Origin of the sequence: Bacteroides rodentium JCM 16496, from assembly GCF_000614125.1 — a bacterium.
GTDB classification, from domain to species: Bacteria; Bacteroidota; Bacteroidia; order Bacteroidales; family Bacteroidaceae; genus Bacteroides; species Bacteroides rodentium.
Genome location: NZ_BAKJ01000005.1, coordinates 53,164 through 70,057 on the forward strand (window position 1 = coordinate 53,164; position 16,894 = coordinate 70,057).

Sequence of the window (16,894 nt, forward strand, 5' to 3'; positions counted from 1 at the left end):
AATGTTTTTTGTTTTTAATTCAATAATTCATCATCGAAATGGCTCCTTGCAGCGCCCACAGCATAGCTATGTAGCGCACCAGTTTCCCTGCAAACATGGACGTGGTGGTCAGTATCAGATTACTGCGCATGAAGCCCAGTGCAATGGCTATGGCCTCTCCCACAAAAGGCAGAAAGGCGAAGAAAGCCATCAGTGCCCCTTTCCCTTGGAGGAAATGCTGCATCCGTTCTATCTTTTCCCTTTTTACCTTGAAATATTTCTCAATCCAGTCTATACGTCCCAGACGTCCCATGTAGTAGCACGTCATGCCTCCCAGCGTATTTCCCAAGGTGGCGGAGAGTACGCACAGTGCCGGGCTCAGACCGACCTTGACCAGTGCTACCATCACTATCTCGGAACTGAACGGAATGATGCTTCCTGCCAATAGGGCAGAGATGAACAGACCGACATATCCCCAGTCAATCAGCAGCTGTACGAGTGTATCTACAAAAGCGTCCATATGTTGAATCCTAATAGAATGAATAATCCGATAAATGCACAAATGAAGAATATATTGGAACTGCGGCTATTTGTCAGTACAAACAAGTGTCCCGCCAGGATGCTGACACCGATGAGCAGGAAGGACATCAGGTGGACGCTCAATACCGGTTGCAGTCCGATATAGACAAAGATGCAGAAATTCAGCAGGATGAGGAAGTGCAGATAGCTCCGGGTGCGTATCTTGTCTTCATAGCCGGCAATGAGACAGTGTGCCGCGCTGACGATGAACAGAACAAGGAGATACCCGAGGGTGGCGAGTTCCCATGGCTGATAGTCGAACCGGATGGGAGCGAAGGTCACCAGCTCGCGGAAGGGCTGGCAGAAGAGTTCCATTTGCCCGTAGTAGAGGCGTGTCCCAGCAACAGCCAGTAGGGTACGCTCCATCCTACCAAGGAAGCGAAGAAACTTTTGGGTTGGAGAGACTGGAAGTTGTAGGCGCCTATCCAGAAGATGGGGGCAAACAGCATGAGCTGCGGAAAAAGCAGGCTGCCCAGTCCGATGAAGACAAAGGCGTGGAAGAGACTGCCTGTGGGCCGTGCCTGCTGGTAGCTCCTGAAGAGGAAAAACAGTGCCACCAGGAAGGAGGCGGATGCCAAGTCTCCCGCATACAGCATGTGCAGGCTGGGGCAGACGGACAGCAGCAGGAAGTAGACAGAAGTCTGTACCGATGCCCGCATCCGGATGATGGCAAACGTATTGTTGAGCTGTATCAGGAAATACCCGATGACGGCATACAGAATAAAGCTGAAGAGACGGTTTGCCAGGTGGGGATGCAGAAGTCACAGAATGTTTCCCAAAGGGAATATCCGCTTTGCTGTGTCTCCGTTTCGGGCAACAGAACGGCAGTCAGTATCCAGCAGGATACTGAAATCAGGATAGCGGCGGGTAGTGTGAACCGCCCTGCCGTTATCCGGTTCTGGAATCTCTTCGTTCTCATTTATAAGTCAAATCCTATATCTCTTCTGAAATATTTCTTCTCGAAGTCTATCATGTCGGCCACGCGGTAGCTCTTCTGCAAGGCTTCTTCCTTCGTTTCACCATAGGAGCAGACGGCGATGACACGGCCACCGGCGGTTACGGTCTGTCCGTCTTTGGTGGCTGTTCCGGCATGGAAGAGGATGCTGTCTGTTTCGGCAGCCTTCTCGAATCCGGTCATCACCTTGCCCTTTTCGTAGGCTTCCGGATATCCTCCGCTCACCAGCATGACGCAAGCGGCTGTGCGAGGGTCGAATTCCAGTGTACGCTGGTCGAGGTCGCCCTGGGCAACGCCTTTGAGCAGGTCTACCAAGTCGCTCTTGATGCGCAGCATCACACTTTCGGTTTCGGGGTCGCCCATGCGGACGTTATATTCGATGACCATCGGTTCGCCCTTCACGTTGATAAGTCCCAGGAAGATGAAGCTTGATAGCCGATTTCTTCTTCCAGCAGACCGTTTACGGTAGGTTCGATGATGCGGGTGCGTACTTTTTCCATAAATGTTTCGTCGGCAAAAGGTACGGGAGTCACGCTGCCCATACCGCCGGTGTTGAGGCCTTTGTCGCCTTCGCCGATGCGCTTGTAATCTTTGGCTACGGGCAATACCTTATAGTGGCGGCCGTCTGTCATCACGAATACGGAACATTCGATGCCGCTGAGGAACTCTTCAATGACTACCGTGGCGCTGGCATCGCCGAACATGCCGCCCAGCATTTCCTTCAGCTCTTTCTGAGCTTCTTCCAGTGTGGGGAGAATCAGCACGCCCTTGCCTGCACACAGTCCGTCGGCCTTCAGTACGTAAGGCGCTTCGAGGGTTGCGAGGAAATCGAGTCCTTCTTGTAAGTTGTCGGCGGTGATGCTCTTGTAGCGGGCAGTGGGGATGTTGTGGCGCATCATGAAGCCTTTGGCAAATTCCTTGCTACCTTCCAGTGTGGCACCTTTGGCAGTGGGGCCGATGATGTCGATATGGCGGGTGGCAGGGTCTTCCTTGAAGCTGTCGAAGATGCCTTGTACCAGCGGGTCTTCGGGGCCCACAACAATCATGTCGATTTCTTTCTCAAGGGCAAAAGCTTGAGTGCGGGAAAGTCTGTCGCCTTCAGGTTCACATTCTCGCCTGCTTCGCTTGTACCTGCATTGCCGGGAGCAATATATAGTTTCTCTACTTTCGGGCTTTGGGCAATCTTCCATGCCAGAGCGTGTTCGCGGCCACCGGAGCCTAATAATAATATTTTCATAACTAGTTTATTATGGTTCAATTTATTCTTCACTCAATTTTGATGTTTTATTTATCCATCTAATTCCTTTTATAAGTAGCAGTATAAGGCTGTATAAAACTCTGAGTTCTATATATAGAAGAACTAAAACACAAAAGATACTACAACTAAATTCAAAAGGTGGTATTTTGCGAATTAAAGGATACGCATCAGGTAAATACTCTTGGTATATACTGAATGATTTATATTGTTCCCTTGGGGGATATTTAAAATCTAAATTAAAGTTTTCATAATTATCAAATAAAAGAATCAGCATTTTTGTGCTCTTTTTGTCAAAACATCCTTGATTTAACCCATTTCGTACAAAAGATATAAGCGCAATAGTTTCACTTCTCAAATTAGATTTTCTTTTGTAATCTATATAGTATGTAAGCAATTTTTTATCATTGAGTACATATTCTTGGAGCTGTGATAAGGCGTCTGCCTTTTGCTTTTCGAATTTTGTTTTTTGTTTTTCAAATTCTGCAATCCTTTTATTTTCTTCTTGCTCCCATTTTCTTTTTTCTTCTATATATTTAGTATATTCTTCTTTTTCATAGTATTTTGCTATTGCATAAGTAATTATACTTAGGGCTAATGCTAGTCCTAATACATAGCCAAATTTTTTCAGTTCTTTGGCTAGTCTTATTTGTGTTTTTACCTTCATACTATTATATTTATAAGTAATCTTCAAAATATCTTGTTATCTTCTCGTGCAGATGCACACGGTCGCGCCCCAGGACGTTGTGCTTGTGCGTGGGATAGATAAACAAGTCGGGATAGGTACGGGCATCCACGCACGCCTTCATGAATGAAAGGGTGTGCTGCGGCACGCAGGTGTCGTCGTGGTCGTCGTGTATGATGAGCAGATGTCCTTTCAAGTTACCGGCAAGGTTTTTCAGGTTCGTCTGCTTATAGCCTTCCGGGTTCGCCTGCGGAGTGTCCATATAGCGCTCACCGTACATTATCTCGTAGTATCCCCAGTCGATAACCGGTCCACCGGCAACGCCTACCTTGAAAATTTCGGGATAGCGTAGCATCAGTGCCGTGGTCATGTGTCCTCCGAAGCTCCAGCCGTGCACGCCGATACGCTCTCCGTCCACGTAAGGCTGGCTTTTCAGGAATTCTACACCCTTCACCTGGTCTTTGCCCTCTTCGATGCCCAGCTGGCGGAAGGTGGCGTTTTCAAACTCCAGTCCACGGTTGCTGCTGCCACGGTTGTCGAGGCTGAACATGATGTAGCCTTTGTTTGCCATGTAGATGTCCCAGCCGCGGGCACCGTTCATCCAGCCGTTGGTTATCATCTGGGCGTGCGGGCCGCCGTATACGTAGACGATGGCGGGATACTTCTTTGCCGGGTCGAAGTCGGCAGGCTTTATCAGGCGGTAGTACAAGTCTGTCTTGCCGTCGGCGGCTTTGATGGTGCCTACTTCTATGCTGGGCATTTCAAAGTCTTCGTAGGGGTTCTTGGCTGTCAGCAGTGTGTGTTCCCGTTGTTTCTTCGGGTTGGTGGACATCAGTTTTATGATACGGGGGCAAGTGGGCGAAGAGGCATTGTCGATGAGGTAAGTTCCCATGAAACCGGAGATTTGTGCCGAGTGCACGCCGGTTGGGTCTCCTATCAGGCTGCGTTTGCCATTCTTCAGGTTGACAGCGTAAAGGTTGCTCTGTAAAGGAGAAATTTCCGTACTCTTGATGATGAGCTCTTTCGTGTTCCGGTTAAAACCTACGATGTCTTGTACAAGCCAGGGGCCGGAGGTGAGTTGCTTCAGCAGTTCCCCTTCCGTATTGTATAGGTACAGATGGTTGAAGCCGTCACGCTGGCTTTGATAGATGAACTTGTGGCTGTCCCATGGCAGGAATAGAATGGGAGATTGCGGCTCCACATATTTGGGATGTCTCTCTTCGATGAGCACTTGTTGCAGCTCTCCGCTTTCGGCATCGTACCGGCACAGTTTGGAGTGGTTCTGGTCTCGGTTTAGCTCTATCAGATAGAGGCTTTTGCCATCCGGTGCCCAGGTGATGTTGGTGAAGTAGCGGTCTTTTGGGTCGCCCATGTCCAAGTAGATGGTCTTTTGAGTAGCCGGATTGTAGATACCTACCTTTACCTGATGGCTGAGCATGCCGGCCATGGGGTAGCGTATTTTATCCACCAGTGCTATTCTTGTCGTGATGTCAACCAATGGATAGGGGGTGACCATGCTTTCGTTCATTCGATAAAAGGCCAGCAGGTCTCCGGCAGGATTCCAGAAAGTGCCTTTTGAAATGCCGAATTCATTGCGGTGCACACTTTGTCCGCAGACGATACCTTCCGGTTCGTTGGTGACTTTCAGGGTTTGCCCGTCACTGGTCATCACATAGAGATTATTGCCGATAGTATAAGCCAAATGGCGGCTTACCTCGTTCCAATCCTCATTTGCGGCTTGGGCGGGGCAAGGCTGGCTCCAGATGACTTTTTTCTTCTTCCAGTCGACGAGGGCACGGTACTTGCCGGTGTTCAGCAGCAGGAGTGGGTCTATTTGGACTTGAATACCAGATGGACGCCTCGGGGTACGTTGACAGCCTTTGCAGCATGGAAGTGACTCAGTTTTCCAAGTTCTTTTTCTTCCAGCAGTGTATTGGCTTCTTCCAATGTGATGGCAGTGAATTTCTCTCCGGGCTTGGCACCTAATCCTTTGACAGCCCATGTACCTTCTATATTGTCGATGCCAAGTTCCAGACAAGCGGCATCGCCCCACCACTGGTACGATTTGTTTTCCGGTTTGTGGTAGGTCTCACCTCCGGGAATCAGATCTTCCAGGGTCGGCTTTTTCAGTTCTTGTGCCATAGCGTTTGTTGCAAGCAGAGCAGGTACTGTTATCAGCAGTGCAAGAATGCTCTTACTTATTTTCTTTGCATTCATTCTCCTTGTCATTGTTCGTGTTATTCTTCTTCCTTCTTTCCCGCCTCTCTTCTTTTTCTTTCCGGGTAAGACTCACCCGACCTTGTTCTGCGTTCTCCACCGAATTCACGTCTTTCCCTCGGCTTGAACTCCCGTTTTTCCCCGCCTTTGAACTCTCTTCTTTCACGCGGACGGAATTCGCGCTTTTCGCCGTCCTTGAATTCTCTTGGTCTGCGTTCGCCGTTGAACTCGCGTCTTTCGCCACCGAATTCACGTCTCTCTCCGCTGAATCGGGGACGGAATTCACGTCTTTCTCCGGGCTTGAACTCCTTCCGTTCTCCAGAAGCCGGACGAAACTCTTTGCGCTCCTTGCTCAACTCCTCGCCTTCGGCACGGAATTCCTTGTACTTTCCATCGAAGATTTCGTACTGGCGGAATTCGCATTCCAGCGCACCATTAAATAAAGGTATCTTGGAGGTGGCTTTTAGCCCGATTTGGTCGAAGCACTCTTCGCGGTAAGATAGAATCCATGCGGTGTTGCCCGTGAAAGCGTGTTTCAGACGCTCGCCAATCATGGAGTAAAGGCCCAGCAGGTCGTTGGTAGAGATACGTTCGCCGTAGGGAGGATTGGTGATGATGATGGATTTCTCCGCAGGTTGCTCGAATTGCTGGAAGGGTTGCAGCTTCAATACTACATCCTTGCTTACGCCGGCAGCCTTTATATTGTGTGTGGCAATTTCGTTTGCCTTCGGACTGTTGTCGTAACCGTATATCTTATGCGTAAATTCGCGTTCCTGGCTGTCGTCGTTGTATATCGTGTCGAACAGTTCCTGGTCAAAATCCACCCACTTCTCGAAAGCGAACTCCTTGCGGAATACGCCCGGAGCGATGTTGCGTGCAATCAGCGCCGCTTCGATGGGAATGGTCCCCGAACCACACATCGGGTCTATCAGGTCGCATTCGCCACGCCATCCGGTCATCAATATCATGCCGGCGGCCAGCACCTCGTTCAGCGGGGCCTCTACTGCTTCCTGGCGATAACCGCGGCGGTGCAGCGATTCGCCGCTGGAGTCGAGAGACAGTGTACATTTGGTTTCGGCAATGTGTATGTTCAGCAGCACGTCCGGTTTGTTGACACGCACGCCGGGACGTTCGCCGGTCTTCTCGCGGAAATAGTCCACGATGGCATCCTTCACCTTGTAGGAAACGAACTTGGAATGACGGAACTCCTCACTGAATACAACCGCGTCCACGGCAAAGGTCTTGTCCGTATCCAGATAGTCTTCCCATCGGATGGCTTTAATCTGTTCGTAAACCTCGTCGGCATCCTTGGCTGTGAAGTGTTTGATGGGTTTCAGTATCCGGATGGCTGTACGCAGGCAGAAGTTGGCCTTGTACATCATTTCCTTGTCACCGCTGAAAGATACCATGCGGCGGCCTATCTCGATGTCGTTGGCGCCCAGTGCGGTCAGTTCTTGTGCCAGTACCTCTTCCAGTCCTTGGAAGGTTTTGGCAATCATTTCAAAAGATTGTTCGCTCATCTGTTATTTGCTATATTGTTGTTTATCAGTTATTTCCTAAATTGCTTGCAGGGCGTTTGTCAGAGTCCGGTGTCTGACGGCTCAGAGTCCGGTGTTTGACGTGTCAAAGTCCGGTACCTGACACGTCAGAATCCGGTGTCTGACAAACGGGGTTTATTATCCTCAAATCATCCTTCTTTTTTCCCTCACCTCTTCGCTTTTGGTTGTACGATTCTTGCTCCTGCGGGCACATCCTCTGTCACCCAGATATTGCCGCCTACGGTGGCTCCTTGTCCGATGGTGATGCGTCCCAATATGGTGGCGTTGGAATAGACTATCACATTGTCTTCCAGAATAGGATGGCGGGGAATGCCCTTGATGGGCTTGCCGTCTTCGTCCAGCGGGAAGCTCTTGGCACCGAGGGTCACACCCTGGTACAGCTTCACGTTGTTGCCGATGATGCAGGTCTCGCCGATTACCACACCCGTACCGTGGTCGATGGTAAAATAACCACCTATTTCCGCTCCCGGATGGATATCGATTCCCGTTTCACTGTGCGCCATCTCGGTGATGATGCGGGGAATGAGGGGAACACCCAACCTGAGCAACTCGTGTGCGATGCGGTAGTTGCTGATGGCGCGGATGGCCGGATAGCAGCTGATGACTTCGCCGAACGACTGTGCGGCGGGGTCACCGTTGTAGGCGGCTTCCACATCAGTGGCGAGTGTACGTCTCATTGCCGGCAGGTTGCTGATGAACTTGGCAGCCAATAAGGCGGCTTCTTCCCGTTGGAGCTCGGTACAACAGTTGCATTCGCCGTCGCCTGCGAAGCAGAGGCCGGCAAGGATTTGCTCGGTCAGCAGGTCGAACAAGCGTTCGACATTGACACCGATATGGTAAGTCACCGTACGGCTGTTGACCGTAGAATTTCCGAAATATCCGGGGAAGATGATGGCTCGCGCCAGTTCGATGATGTCGTGCAGCACTTTTGCCGAAGGCAGCGGGTTGCCGTCCGTATGCTGGTGAAACAGTCCTTTGTATGATTCGCTTTCCGATAGCTCATCGACTGCTTGTGTCAAAATGTGGGTAAAGTTGAGTGGACTCATTATGATATCCTTAAGTTTAAAAGTGGCAACAAAGATAGGAAATACTCGTCAAATATCCTACATATCCCTCATTTATAGTACGTATTTACCATATTTGTGGTATTTTCTACGAACCAATTTTGCGTTACTTTTGTCTTGTAAGAAATAACATACCTCGTTCCACTCCGGATTGTCAGTCTTTTCCCTTAGGGGAATGAGGAATTAAAAAATATATGGATTATGAAGAAGATAGCAGAACGCCTTACCGACCTGGTAGGCAACACTCCCTTGCTGGAGTTGAATAATTATAACAAGAATAAGGGTCTGAAAGCCCGTGTTATTGCCAAATTGGAATATTTTAACCCTGCCGGCAGTGTGAAGGATCGCGTGGCGCTTGCCATGATAGAAGATGCCGAGGCAAAAGGGCTGTTGAAGCCCGGTGCCACCATCATCGAACCTACCAGTGGGAATACGGGCGTAGGGCTGGCTTTTGTGGCGGCCGCCAAAGGTTACAAGCTGATACTGACGATGCCCGACACAATGAGCCTGGAACGCCGCAACCTCTTGAAAGCCCTCGGTGCGGAATTGGTACTGACTCCGGGTGCCGACGGTATGAAAGGCGCCATAGCCCGTGCCGAAGAACTGAAAGCCGCCAACCCCGGCTCGCTGATTCTACAGCAATTTGACAATCCTGCCAATCCGGCAATGCACGAGCGTACTACCGGACAGGAAATCTGGCGTGATACAGACGGTCGGGTGGATATTTTCGTGGCCGGTGTAGGGACGGGAGGCACAGTGAGTGGTGTGGGTGCAGCCTTGAAAGCCAATAACCCGAAGGTAAAGATTGTGGCTGTGGAGCCCGAAGATTCTCCCGTACTTTCCGGTGGGAAGCCCGGTCCCCATAAAATACAAGGTATCGGTGCCGGATTTGTGCCGAAGAACTATAACAGTGCCGTAATAGACGAAGTTCTGCAGGTATCCAATGATGACGCCATACGTACGGGCCGCGAACTGGCGAAGTATGAGGGATTGCTGGTCGGCATCTCTTCGGGAGCTGCCGTTGCTGCAGCTACCCGCTTGGCACGGTTGCCCGAGAATGAAGGAAAGACGATTGTAGCGTTGCTGCCCGATACGGGAGAACGGTATCTTTCGACGCTGTTGTATGCGTTTGAGGAATATCCGTTGTAAAAGTAAATATTTCTGCCGGTTATCCGCTCCATCAATGTGGAGCAGGTAATCGGCAGATGGTATTTATAGTTCGCTGGGTCTTAACCCGAACGACCGGCAACTCATTTTCTCTACTTTCACTGCCCATATCTTGACATTGCGTACGGCTGGTTCGGCATATTTGCAGTCATTTTCCGTATATTGCTTCATCAGCATGTCGAGTACGCGTCGCTTCTCTTCCATGTCTTCCACGAAGTGTACTTTCCCACGACAAATAACACTGCGCGACTTCATGCTGTAGCTGCATGCCACTTGCCGGTGCATATAAACCAGCTCGTGTCCTTCGCAGAAGGTGATGCAAACTTGCGGGCACTTTGTTACCATCTCCACTTTACTGCCTTCCGGGCCGGAATGCAAGTATATTACTCCGTCTTGATAGGCAAAGTTCATGGGAACTGCATATGGGTTTCCTTCAAGGTCTGTGATGCCCACTATGCAGTATGGGCATTTACGGATAATTTCCTCAATCTGTGTAGGGTCTGTAATAGTAATTGTCTTCATGTGCAAAGTCTCGCTCCCGGCCCCTTTCTTCCAGAGAGGGACCGGGGATGGTTTTAAATTATAGGGTTGTTCTATACCAGTGCAAAATCCAACTGCTTCTTTTCCAAGTTAGCACGTGCCACCTTAATGGTAATGGCATCTCCCAGACTATAAATTTTATTTTTGCGGCGTCCGCGCAGGCAGTAGTTCTTTTCATCAAATTCGTAATAGTCATCGTCGAGGTCGCGGATGGGAATCATGCCTTCGCATTTGTTCTCATTCAACTCCACGTAGAGTCCCCATTCCGTTACGCCGGAGATGACGCCGTCGAAGGTCTGTCCCAGGCGTTCGGTCATGAATTCCACTTGCTTGTACTTGATGGAGGCGCGTTCCGCGTTGGAGGCTATCTGCTCCATGTTGCTGCTGTGCTCGCAGAGGGCTTCGTATTTCTGTTCGGACACGGTGCGGCCTCCCTGGTCCAAGTACTTGGTGAGCAGACGGTGCACCATCATATCCGGGTAGCGGCGGATGGGCGAGGTGAAGTGGGTGTAATAATCGAATGCCAAACCGTAGTGCCCCACGTTATGCACGGAGTAGCGTGCCTTCTGCATGGCGCGGATGGAGACGGTTTCAATCAAGTTCTCCTCCTTCTTGCCTTGGATGTCGTCCAGCAGGTGGTTGATGGACTTGGAGATGTCGGTCTTTGTGCCGCTGGTGCGCAACTTGTAGCCGAAGCGGGCGATGAACTGTGCCAGGTTGTCCAGCTTCTCCGGGTCGGGGAGGTCGTGAATACGGTATGGCAACACTTTGGCTTTCTTGCCTTTGGGCACGCGGCCTATCTTTTCGGCTACGGTGCGGTTGGCAAGCAACATGAACTCCTCTATCAGCTTGTTGGCATCTTTCGACTCCTTGAAGTAGACGCTGACGGGTTTGCCCTTCTCGTCAATTTCGAACTTCACTTCGTAGCGGTCGAAGTTGATGGCTCCTGCCTTGAAGCGGTTCTCACGCAGTATTTTGGCAAGCTTATCCAGTTGGAGCACCTCTTCCTTGAAGTCTCCTTTGCCGGTTTCTATAATCTCCTGGGCTTCTTCGTAGGTGAAGCGGCGATCGCTCTTGATGACGGTATGTACCACGCGTGAGTTCTTCACTTCGCCTTTTTCCGTCATTTCGAAGATGACGGAGTAGGCCAACTTTTCTTCGTCGGGGCGAAGTGAACAGATGAAATTACACAACCGTTCGGGGAGCATTGGGATGGTGCGGTCCACGAGGTAGACGGATGTGGCACGCTTCTCGGCTTCCTTGTCTATGATGCCGCCCTCCTTCACGTAGTGGGTCACGTCGGCAATGTGTACACCTACTTCCCAAAGTCCCCCTTTCAGTTTGCGGATGGAGAGAGCGTCGTCGAAGTCCTTGGCATCCTTGGGGTCGATGGTGAAGGTGGTCACACCCAGGAAGTCCTCACGTCGGGCTATTTCCTCGGCGGAGATTTCGGCGGGTATCTTGTCGGCGGCTTTCTCTACGGCAGCGGGGTAGACATAGGGCAGGCCGAATTCCGCCAGGATGGCGTGCATCTCGGTGGTATTGTCTCCTGCGCGCCCCAGGATGTCGATTACCTGGCCGATGGGGTTCTTGGCTTTGTCGGGCCATTCCACCACCTTTACGATGGCTTTGTCGCCCGTCTTGCCGCCTTTCAGTTTCTCTTTGGGGATGAAGATGTCGTTGGCAAGCGTACGGTTTTCCGTTACAAGGAAAGCGTATGACTTGGCAACTTCCAGGGTACCCACGAAGGTGTCGTTGGCACGTTCCAGTATCTCGATGACTTCTCCTTCGGCTTCGCGTCCGCGACGTTTGGCATAGAAGGCGATACGTACTTTATCATTGTTCATGGCGTGTGCGAGTTGCGTTCGGCGATGAATATCGGGTCGCCTCCGCCTTCGGGGATGAAGGAGTTCTTGCCGTTGCTTTTGCGCTGGAAGGTTCCGGACATCTCTACGCCATGGGTGTTCAGCTTATATTTGTGTTTGTCCACTTCTGTGATGTAGTCGTCCATCGACAGTTCGGACAAGATGTCCATGCACAGCATCTTCAGCGGATGTGTGGTGAGGCGGAGTTGTTCAAAGATGTATTTCAGGGAGAGTACTTCGTCTTGTTTTGTGTGGAAGAATTCCAGCAGTACTTTGACGAGCTCTTTCTTCTTCATGCGTTTGCCGGCTTTCTTTTCTTTCTTTTTGGCCATAATGTATAGGGTTAAGTTGTTGTAGGGTTCACCACAGAGGACACAGAGGCGCACAAAGTTTTTCTTTCTTCCTTGTGGATTCTAAGAGCTTTATCTCAGACAGAAGGACAAAAGAAACAAAAGAGAAAAATATGTTCTTATGTTCTTCTGTCTCCATATAAAAACTCTGTGCGCCTCTGTGTCCTCTGTGGTGAAGAACTCTTTTGCAAAGTAAACAAATAAATACGTTCCTTCGTTCACTCAGACTTCAAAATATTATCATTCTATTGAAAATAATGAAGGAACGACAGCTTGTAATGGATTTATGTACTATATTTGCACAAAAAGTGAAGATAGGCTGTACCTTAGACGAAAAGCAGATGGAAATGCAAACTCTGGATAAAAAAGCAGATGCCACACGGGAAAAAGACATTTACCGGGTGACGGTTGTGGGAAGTGTGGTAAACTTTCTCTTGCTTGTCTTCAAATTCTTTGCAGGTATTGTAGGCCACAGTGCCGCCATGTTGGCGGATGCGGTACATTCTTTGTCGGATTTCATTACAGATATTATTGTCATTGTTTTTGTGCGTATTTCGGCAAAGCCCGAAGATGAAGGACACGATTACGGTCATGGCAAGTACGAGACGCTGGCAACTGCCATTATCGGTATTTTTCTGTTGTTTGTGGGATTCGGCATTTTCTGGAACGGGGCTTCCTCCATTTACCGTTTCCTGCAAGGCGGCTCTCTGCAGGAACCCGGTATACTGGCACTGGTGGCTGCATTGGTATCCATCGTTTTCAAGGAAGTGCTTTATCAATATACCGTATTCAAGGGCAGGAAGTTGAATTCGCAGGCGGTTGTTGCCAATGCCTGGCATCACCGGAGTGATGCACTTTCGTCCATAGGCACGGCAGCGGGTATAGGTGGCGCCATTCTTTTGGGTGACCATTGGCGGGTGCTGGACCCGGTGGCAGCGGTTATTGTCAGCTTCTTCATTATGAAGGTGGCCGTGCAGTTGTTGGTACCGTGTGTAGACGAACTGTTGGAGAAATCATTGCCTGCCGAGGTGGAGGATGAGATACTGAAGACGATTCTCTCTTTTCCCGGTATCAGCTCGCCGCATCACCTTCGTACGCGCCGCATCGGCAGTTATTGTGCCATCGAGGTGCATGTGCGTATGAATGGCAGCATCTCGCTGGAGGAAGCCCACGAGACGGCAACGGCGGTGGAGAACAAGTTGAAAAGGCAGTTCGGCAAAGGAACGCTGGTCAGCATCCATGTGGAGCCGGTGAAGAAGAGTAACGAGGCGACAGAGTAACACAAGGAGCGTCAAGGTGACGGACCGGATGAAAAGTAATTAGTAATTTGTAACTGAAGAAGTGGAATCGATTTTAATTACAGGAGCAAGCGGATTTATCGGAAGTTTCATCGTGGAGGAGGCGTTGAAGCGTAAGTTCGGTGTGTGGGCGGGTGTACGTTCGTCCAGCAGCCGCGAGTATCTGCGTGACCGCAAGATACATTTCCTCGAACTGGACTTTGCGCACCCCAATGAACTGAGGGCACAGCTCTCGGGACATAAAGGGACCTACAATAAGTTTGATTATATTGTCCATTGTGCCGGTGTGACGAAGTGTGTGGACAAGAACGAATTCGATTTGGTGAATTATCTGCAGACCAAATACTTCATTGATACACTGAGGGAGCTGAACATGATTCCCAAGCAGTTTATCTTCATCAGTACGCTGAGTGTGTTCGGCCCGGTACGCGAGAGGACCTACGACCCGATTATGGAGAGTGACCCTCCTTCACCCAATACCGCCTACGGACTCAGTAAACTGAAAACAGAACTTTATTTGCAGAGTATTCCGGGTTTCCCCTACGTCATCTACCGGCCGACGGGTGTATACGGGCCGCGTGAGAAGGATTATTATCTTATGGCAAAGTCCATCCGGCAGCATACGGACTTTTCTGTGGCTTCCGCCGCCAGGACTTGACGTTTGTATATGTAAAGGATATCGTGCAGGCCGTCTTCCTCGGGATAGAGAAGCAGGTGTCCCGCCGCGCCTATTTCCTGGCTGACGGGAAGGTGTATAGCAGCCGTGCTTTTTCCGATTTGATAAGGAAAGAATTGGGCAATCCGTTTGTTATTCGCCTGAGATGTCCGTTAATTGTATTGAAAGTCGTATCTTTGCTCGCTGAATTCTGGGCGAAGCGGCAGAACAAGACCAGTACGCTCAATTCGGACAAGTATAGAATAATGAAACAACGCAACTGGCAGTGTGACATCACACCGGTCGTCGAGGAACTGGGCTTCAGTCCTGAGTACGACCTGGAACGGGGTGTAAAGGAAACCATTGCCTGGTATAAGGATAAGGGATGGCTTTAGATTTATTTAAAAGGGTAGAAACCCGTAAGGGGCTTTTTGCGGTAGAGAAGATTACGCTGATATACAATTTGCTGACTTCCATTCTCATTCTGTTTCTTTTTCAGGAAATGGATCATCCGGTGCAGATGCTTGCAGACCGTGTTGTCATTGCGGGTATGACGTTCCTGCTGATGTATCTTTACCGGCTGGCACCCTGCAAGTTCTCTGCCTTTGTGCGCATAGCCATCCAGATGTCACTGCTCTCCTATTGGTATCCCGACACCTTTGAGTTCAACCGGATATTCCCCAATCTCGACCACGTGTTCGCGTCGGTGGAGCAATGGATGTTTGGCGGACAGCCTGCTGTGTGGTTCTGTGAAAGGTTTCCGCAGATGTGGGTGAGCGAGCCGTTCAATATGGGATACTTCTTCTATTATCCGATGATTCTGCTGGTGGTGGTGTGGTATTTCCTTTATCGTTTCGACCTTTTCGAGAAGGTCTCGTTCGTCATCGTCACCGCTTTCTTCATCTATTACCTTATTTATATCTTCGTTCCCGTTGCCGGGCCGCAGTTCTACTTCCCCGCCATTGGAAGCGACCATGTGGCGCAAGGTATCTTCCCGTCCATCGGTGACTATTTCCATCACCATCAGGAACTTCTTCCCGGTCCGGGCTATGAGCACGGCTTCTTCTACAACCTGGTGGAGAGTTCCCAGCAGGTGGGTGAGCGTCCCACGGCTGCTTTTCCCAGTTCGCACGTCGGAATGTCTACGGTACTGATGATTATGGCATGGCGTGGCAGCAAGCGTCTGTTTGCCTGCTTGTTTCCTTTCTATCTGCTGCTGTGCGGGGCTACGGTCTATATCCAGGCACATTACCTGATAGACTCTATCGTGGGTTTCGTATCGGCTTTCGGCATTTATATCCTGGCCACGTGGATGTTCAAGCGATGGTTTGCGCAGCCGATGTTCCGCTGACGGTTATAAGGTTTCGTCCAGCATCCATCGCCATACGGGAAGCACCTGGATGGTGTAGTTATCATTTTTTATTTCTTCTTCTTCTTCCAGCGTGAGGATGAGCAGATTGTGGCATCCGGTGGCACGTGCGGCTTCAAGAATGCCTTCTATCTCGCGTGTACGTGTATCTTCATCGTGGAGAGAGTACGTGACTTGCAACAGGCGGATTACCTCTCCGCGTGAGGTCTGTACAAAATCACATTCTTTCTTGTTCTGATAATAGTGCAGACCTGCTTCGGCCGACAGGTTTCTGCGTAGATGCAGGTAGACGGCATTTTCCAATAGCTTTCCGTTATCTTCGCTTTGGGGATGGAGCAGGATGGAACGTAGTCCGTTGTCTATGCAATAATACTTTTTATCCCCGTTGTTTTCTTTGACAAGTGAGGGAGAGTATTTGGTCAGGGAGAAGAACAGGTAGATGGATTCTGTTTGTACTATCACATCGTATAGGGTGTTTTTGCCTATGCTGACTCCTTGGGATTTCAGTTCGTTGTAAATGCGGTTGATGGAAGTGGGTTTCGTCAGATTGCTCATTACCCGTTTGATAAAGTAACGTACAGGTTCCGGATTCTTTATCTCATACCGTTCCACCAGGTCTTTGTAAAGCATCACAAAGAAGTACTCCTGCAAAATACGTTCTTTTAGCAGAGGGGTACCGAGAACCACTTCGGGGAAGGCGCCTTGATGAAGGAATTCCTTAAAGGCATTGAGGATACGTGCCCGATTTTCGGGGAGATAGTATTGGGTGTCGATGTTCTTGAACAGGCAATATTCCTTGAAGGAAAGCGGAAACTCCTCGTATTGCAGGGTTCGTCCCCTTAGAGAGGTGGAGAGTTCGGACGAAAGCATGCGTGAGTTACTGCCGGTGAGGAAGATGTGCCTGCATTCTTGCTCGTAAACTCTGCGTACGAATTGCTCCCAGTCATCTGCCATCTGTATCTCGTCAAAAAAGATATAGGCGTCTTTTAGGGGGATGTCGGGGTATAGTTCGCGGTAGGCTTGCAATATTTCATCCAAGTTGTCGGCGTTGAATTGCAGGCGCTCGTCATCGAAGTTCAAGAATAGAATCTGTTCCTTGCGGATGTTGCTTTGTGTGAGCAGTTGGTTGATGACCAGCAGAAAAAGAGAGGATTTGCCGCAACGGCGTACGCCGGGCACGGTGATTATCTTTCCGCTGTCTGTGGGCAATACTAATGTACGCGGATAAACTTCTGCCGGAAGTGAATGCTGAAAGTTTACGATGAGCTGTTTGAGTAGTTCTTTCTTTTTCATAAAGACATATTTACGGGATTCTTTCTTTCTTGGAAAGACAAATATAGTGATTTGTTTCTTTCTG

Annotated in this window: 11 protein-coding genes and 4 pseudogenes; 4 read left to right on the forward strand and 11 right to left on the reverse strand. The window is 49.8% G+C overall.

The window, feature by feature from the left end; translation table 11 throughout:
* Window positions 1-19 precede the first annotated feature (19 nt).
* The 8 genes and pseudogenes from JCM16496_RS03395 to JCM16496_RS03425 form a co-directional block, all read right to left on the reverse strand.
* A complete protein-coding gene (locus tag JCM16496_RS03395) occupies window positions 20-499 on the reverse strand; it encodes a YqaA family protein (RefSeq protein ID WP_025832326.1) in 480 nt (159 codons plus the stop codon).
* Window positions 484-1,477 (reverse strand): annotated as a pseudogene (locus JCM16496_RS03400) (hypothetical protein). Before JCM16496_RS03400 ends, JCM16496_RS03395 begins: the two are co-directional and overlap by 16 nt.
* A pseudogene (gene purD, locus JCM16496_RS03405) lies at window positions 1,478-2,750 on the reverse strand (phosphoribosylamine--glycine ligase).
* A 22-nt stretch (window positions 2,751-2,772) separates the two neighbouring features.
* Window positions 2,773-3,435, reverse strand: a complete 663-nt coding sequence (locus tag JCM16496_RS22625) for a hypothetical protein (protein ID WP_025832328.1) — start codon at window positions 3,433-3,435, stop codon at window positions 2,773-2,775.
* A 10-nt stretch (window positions 3,436-3,445) separates the two neighbouring features.
* Window positions 3,446-5,401 (reverse strand): S9 family peptidase, encoded by a 1,956-nt coding sequence (locus JCM16496_RS03415; protein WP_439644512.1) that lies wholly within the window; start codon window positions 5,399-5,401, stop codon window positions 3,446-3,448.
* Window positions 5,284-5,670: a hypothetical protein gene (locus tag JCM16496_RS25205; RefSeq protein WP_439644510.1), complete on the reverse strand. Its 387-nt coding sequence runs from the start codon at window positions 5,668-5,670 to the stop codon at window positions 5,284-5,286. Before JCM16496_RS25205 ends, JCM16496_RS03415 begins: the two co-directional genes overlap by 118 nt.
* A 20-nt stretch (window positions 5,671-5,690) precedes the next feature.
* Window positions 5,691-7,190 carry a THUMP domain-containing class I SAM-dependent RNA methyltransferase gene (locus JCM16496_RS03420; protein ID WP_025832330.1) on the reverse strand — a complete coding sequence of 500 codons (1,500 nt, stop codon included), beginning with the start codon at window positions 7,188-7,190 and terminating at the stop codon, window positions 5,691-5,693.
* 185 nt (window positions 7,191-7,375) lie between these two features.
* Window positions 7,376-8,275, reverse strand: coding sequence for a serine O-acetyltransferase (locus JCM16496_RS03425; protein WP_025832332.1), 900 nt, complete (start codon window positions 8,273-8,275; stop codon window positions 7,376-7,378).
* Between the two features lie 219 nt (window positions 8,276-8,494).
* Between JCM16496_RS03425 and cysK the strand changes: the two genes are divergently transcribed.
* A complete protein-coding gene (cysK, locus tag JCM16496_RS03430) occupies window positions 8,495-9,442 on the forward strand; it encodes a cysteine synthase A (RefSeq protein ID WP_025832334.1) in 948 nt (315 codons plus the stop codon).
* Window positions 9,443-9,505: 63 nt separating this feature from the next.
* On the opposite strand, the gene JCM16496_RS03435 is transcribed toward cysK, so the two are convergent.
* Both JCM16496_RS03435 and rnr read right to left on the reverse strand, forming a co-directional pair.
* Window positions 9,506-9,982, reverse strand: a complete 477-nt coding sequence (locus JCM16496_RS03435) for a pyridoxamine 5'-phosphate oxidase family protein (protein WP_025832336.1) — start codon at window positions 9,980-9,982, stop codon at window positions 9,506-9,508.
* 71 nt (window positions 9,983-10,053) lie between these two features.
* A pseudogene (rnr, locus tag JCM16496_RS03440) lies at window positions 10,054-12,197 on the reverse strand (ribonuclease R).
* Window positions 12,198-12,556: 359 nt separating this feature from the next.
* On the opposite strand from rnr, the gene JCM16496_RS03445 reads away from it, so the two are divergent.
* The 3 genes and pseudogenes from JCM16496_RS03445 (at window position 12,557) to JCM16496_RS03455 (ending at window position 15,519) form a co-directional block, all read left to right on the forward strand.
* Window positions 12,557-13,495, forward strand: a complete 939-nt coding sequence (locus JCM16496_RS03445) for a cation diffusion facilitator family transporter (protein ID WP_025832338.1) — start codon at window positions 12,557-12,559, stop codon at window positions 13,493-13,495.
* 61 nt (window positions 13,496-13,556) lie between these two features.
* Window positions 13,557-14,563, forward strand: a pseudogene (locus tag JCM16496_RS03450) (NAD-dependent epimerase/dehydratase family protein).
* On the forward strand, window positions 14,554-15,519 hold the full coding sequence (locus tag JCM16496_RS03455; protein WP_005830954.1) for a phosphatase PAP2 family protein: 966 nt from the start codon (window positions 14,554-14,556) through the stop codon (window positions 15,517-15,519). The pseudogene JCM16496_RS03450 and the gene JCM16496_RS03455 overlap by 10 nt, the downstream one beginning before the upstream one ends.
* Window positions 15,520-15,522: 3 nt before the next feature.
* Here the strand turns inward: JCM16496_RS03455 and JCM16496_RS03460 are convergent, their stop codons facing one another.
* A complete protein-coding gene (locus JCM16496_RS03460; protein ID WP_025832341.1) occupies window positions 15,523-16,830 on the reverse strand; it encodes an ATP-binding protein in 1,308 nt (435 codons plus the stop codon).
* Window positions 16,831-16,894: the final 64 nt, after the last annotated feature.

Bases quoted from the DNA above. Each gene is read 5' to 3' on its own strand.
- JCM16496_RS03445 (WP_025832338.1), top strand. From the start codon at position 12,557: ATGGAAATGCAAACTCTGGATAAAAAAGCAGATGCCACACGGGAAAAA.
- JCM16496_RS25205 (WP_439644510.1), bottom strand. From the start codon at position 5,670: ATGAATGCAAAGAAAATAAGTAAGAGCATTCTTGCACTGCTGATAACA.
- JCM16496_RS03395 (WP_025832326.1), bottom strand. From the start codon at position 499: ATGGACGCTTTTGTAGATACACTCGTACAGCTGCTGATTGACTGGGGA.
- JCM16496_RS03420 (WP_025832330.1), bottom strand. From the start codon at position 7,190: ATGAGCGAACAATCTTTTGAAATGATTGCCAAAACCTTCCAAGGACTG.
- JCM16496_RS03425 (WP_025832332.1), bottom strand. From the start codon at position 8,275: ATGAGTCCACTCAACTTTACCCACATTTTGACACAAGCAGTCGATGAG.
- JCM16496_RS03435 (WP_025832336.1), bottom strand. From the start codon at position 9,982: ATGAAGACAATTACTATTACAGACCCTACACAGATTGAGGAAATTATC.
- JCM16496_RS22625 (WP_025832328.1), bottom strand. From the start codon at position 3,435: ATGAAGGTAAAAACACAAATAAGACTAGCCAAAGAACTGAAAAAATTT.
- cysK (WP_025832334.1), top strand. From the start codon at position 8,495: ATGAAGAAGATAGCAGAACGCCTTACCGACCTGGTAGGCAACACTCCC.
- JCM16496_RS03455 (WP_005830954.1), top strand. From the start codon at position 14,554: ATGGCTTTAGATTTATTTAAAAGGGTAGAAACCCGTAAGGGGCTTTTT.
- JCM16496_RS03460 (WP_025832341.1), bottom strand. From the start codon at position 16,830: ATGAAAAAGAAAGAACTACTCAAACAGCTCATCGTAAACTTTCAGCAT.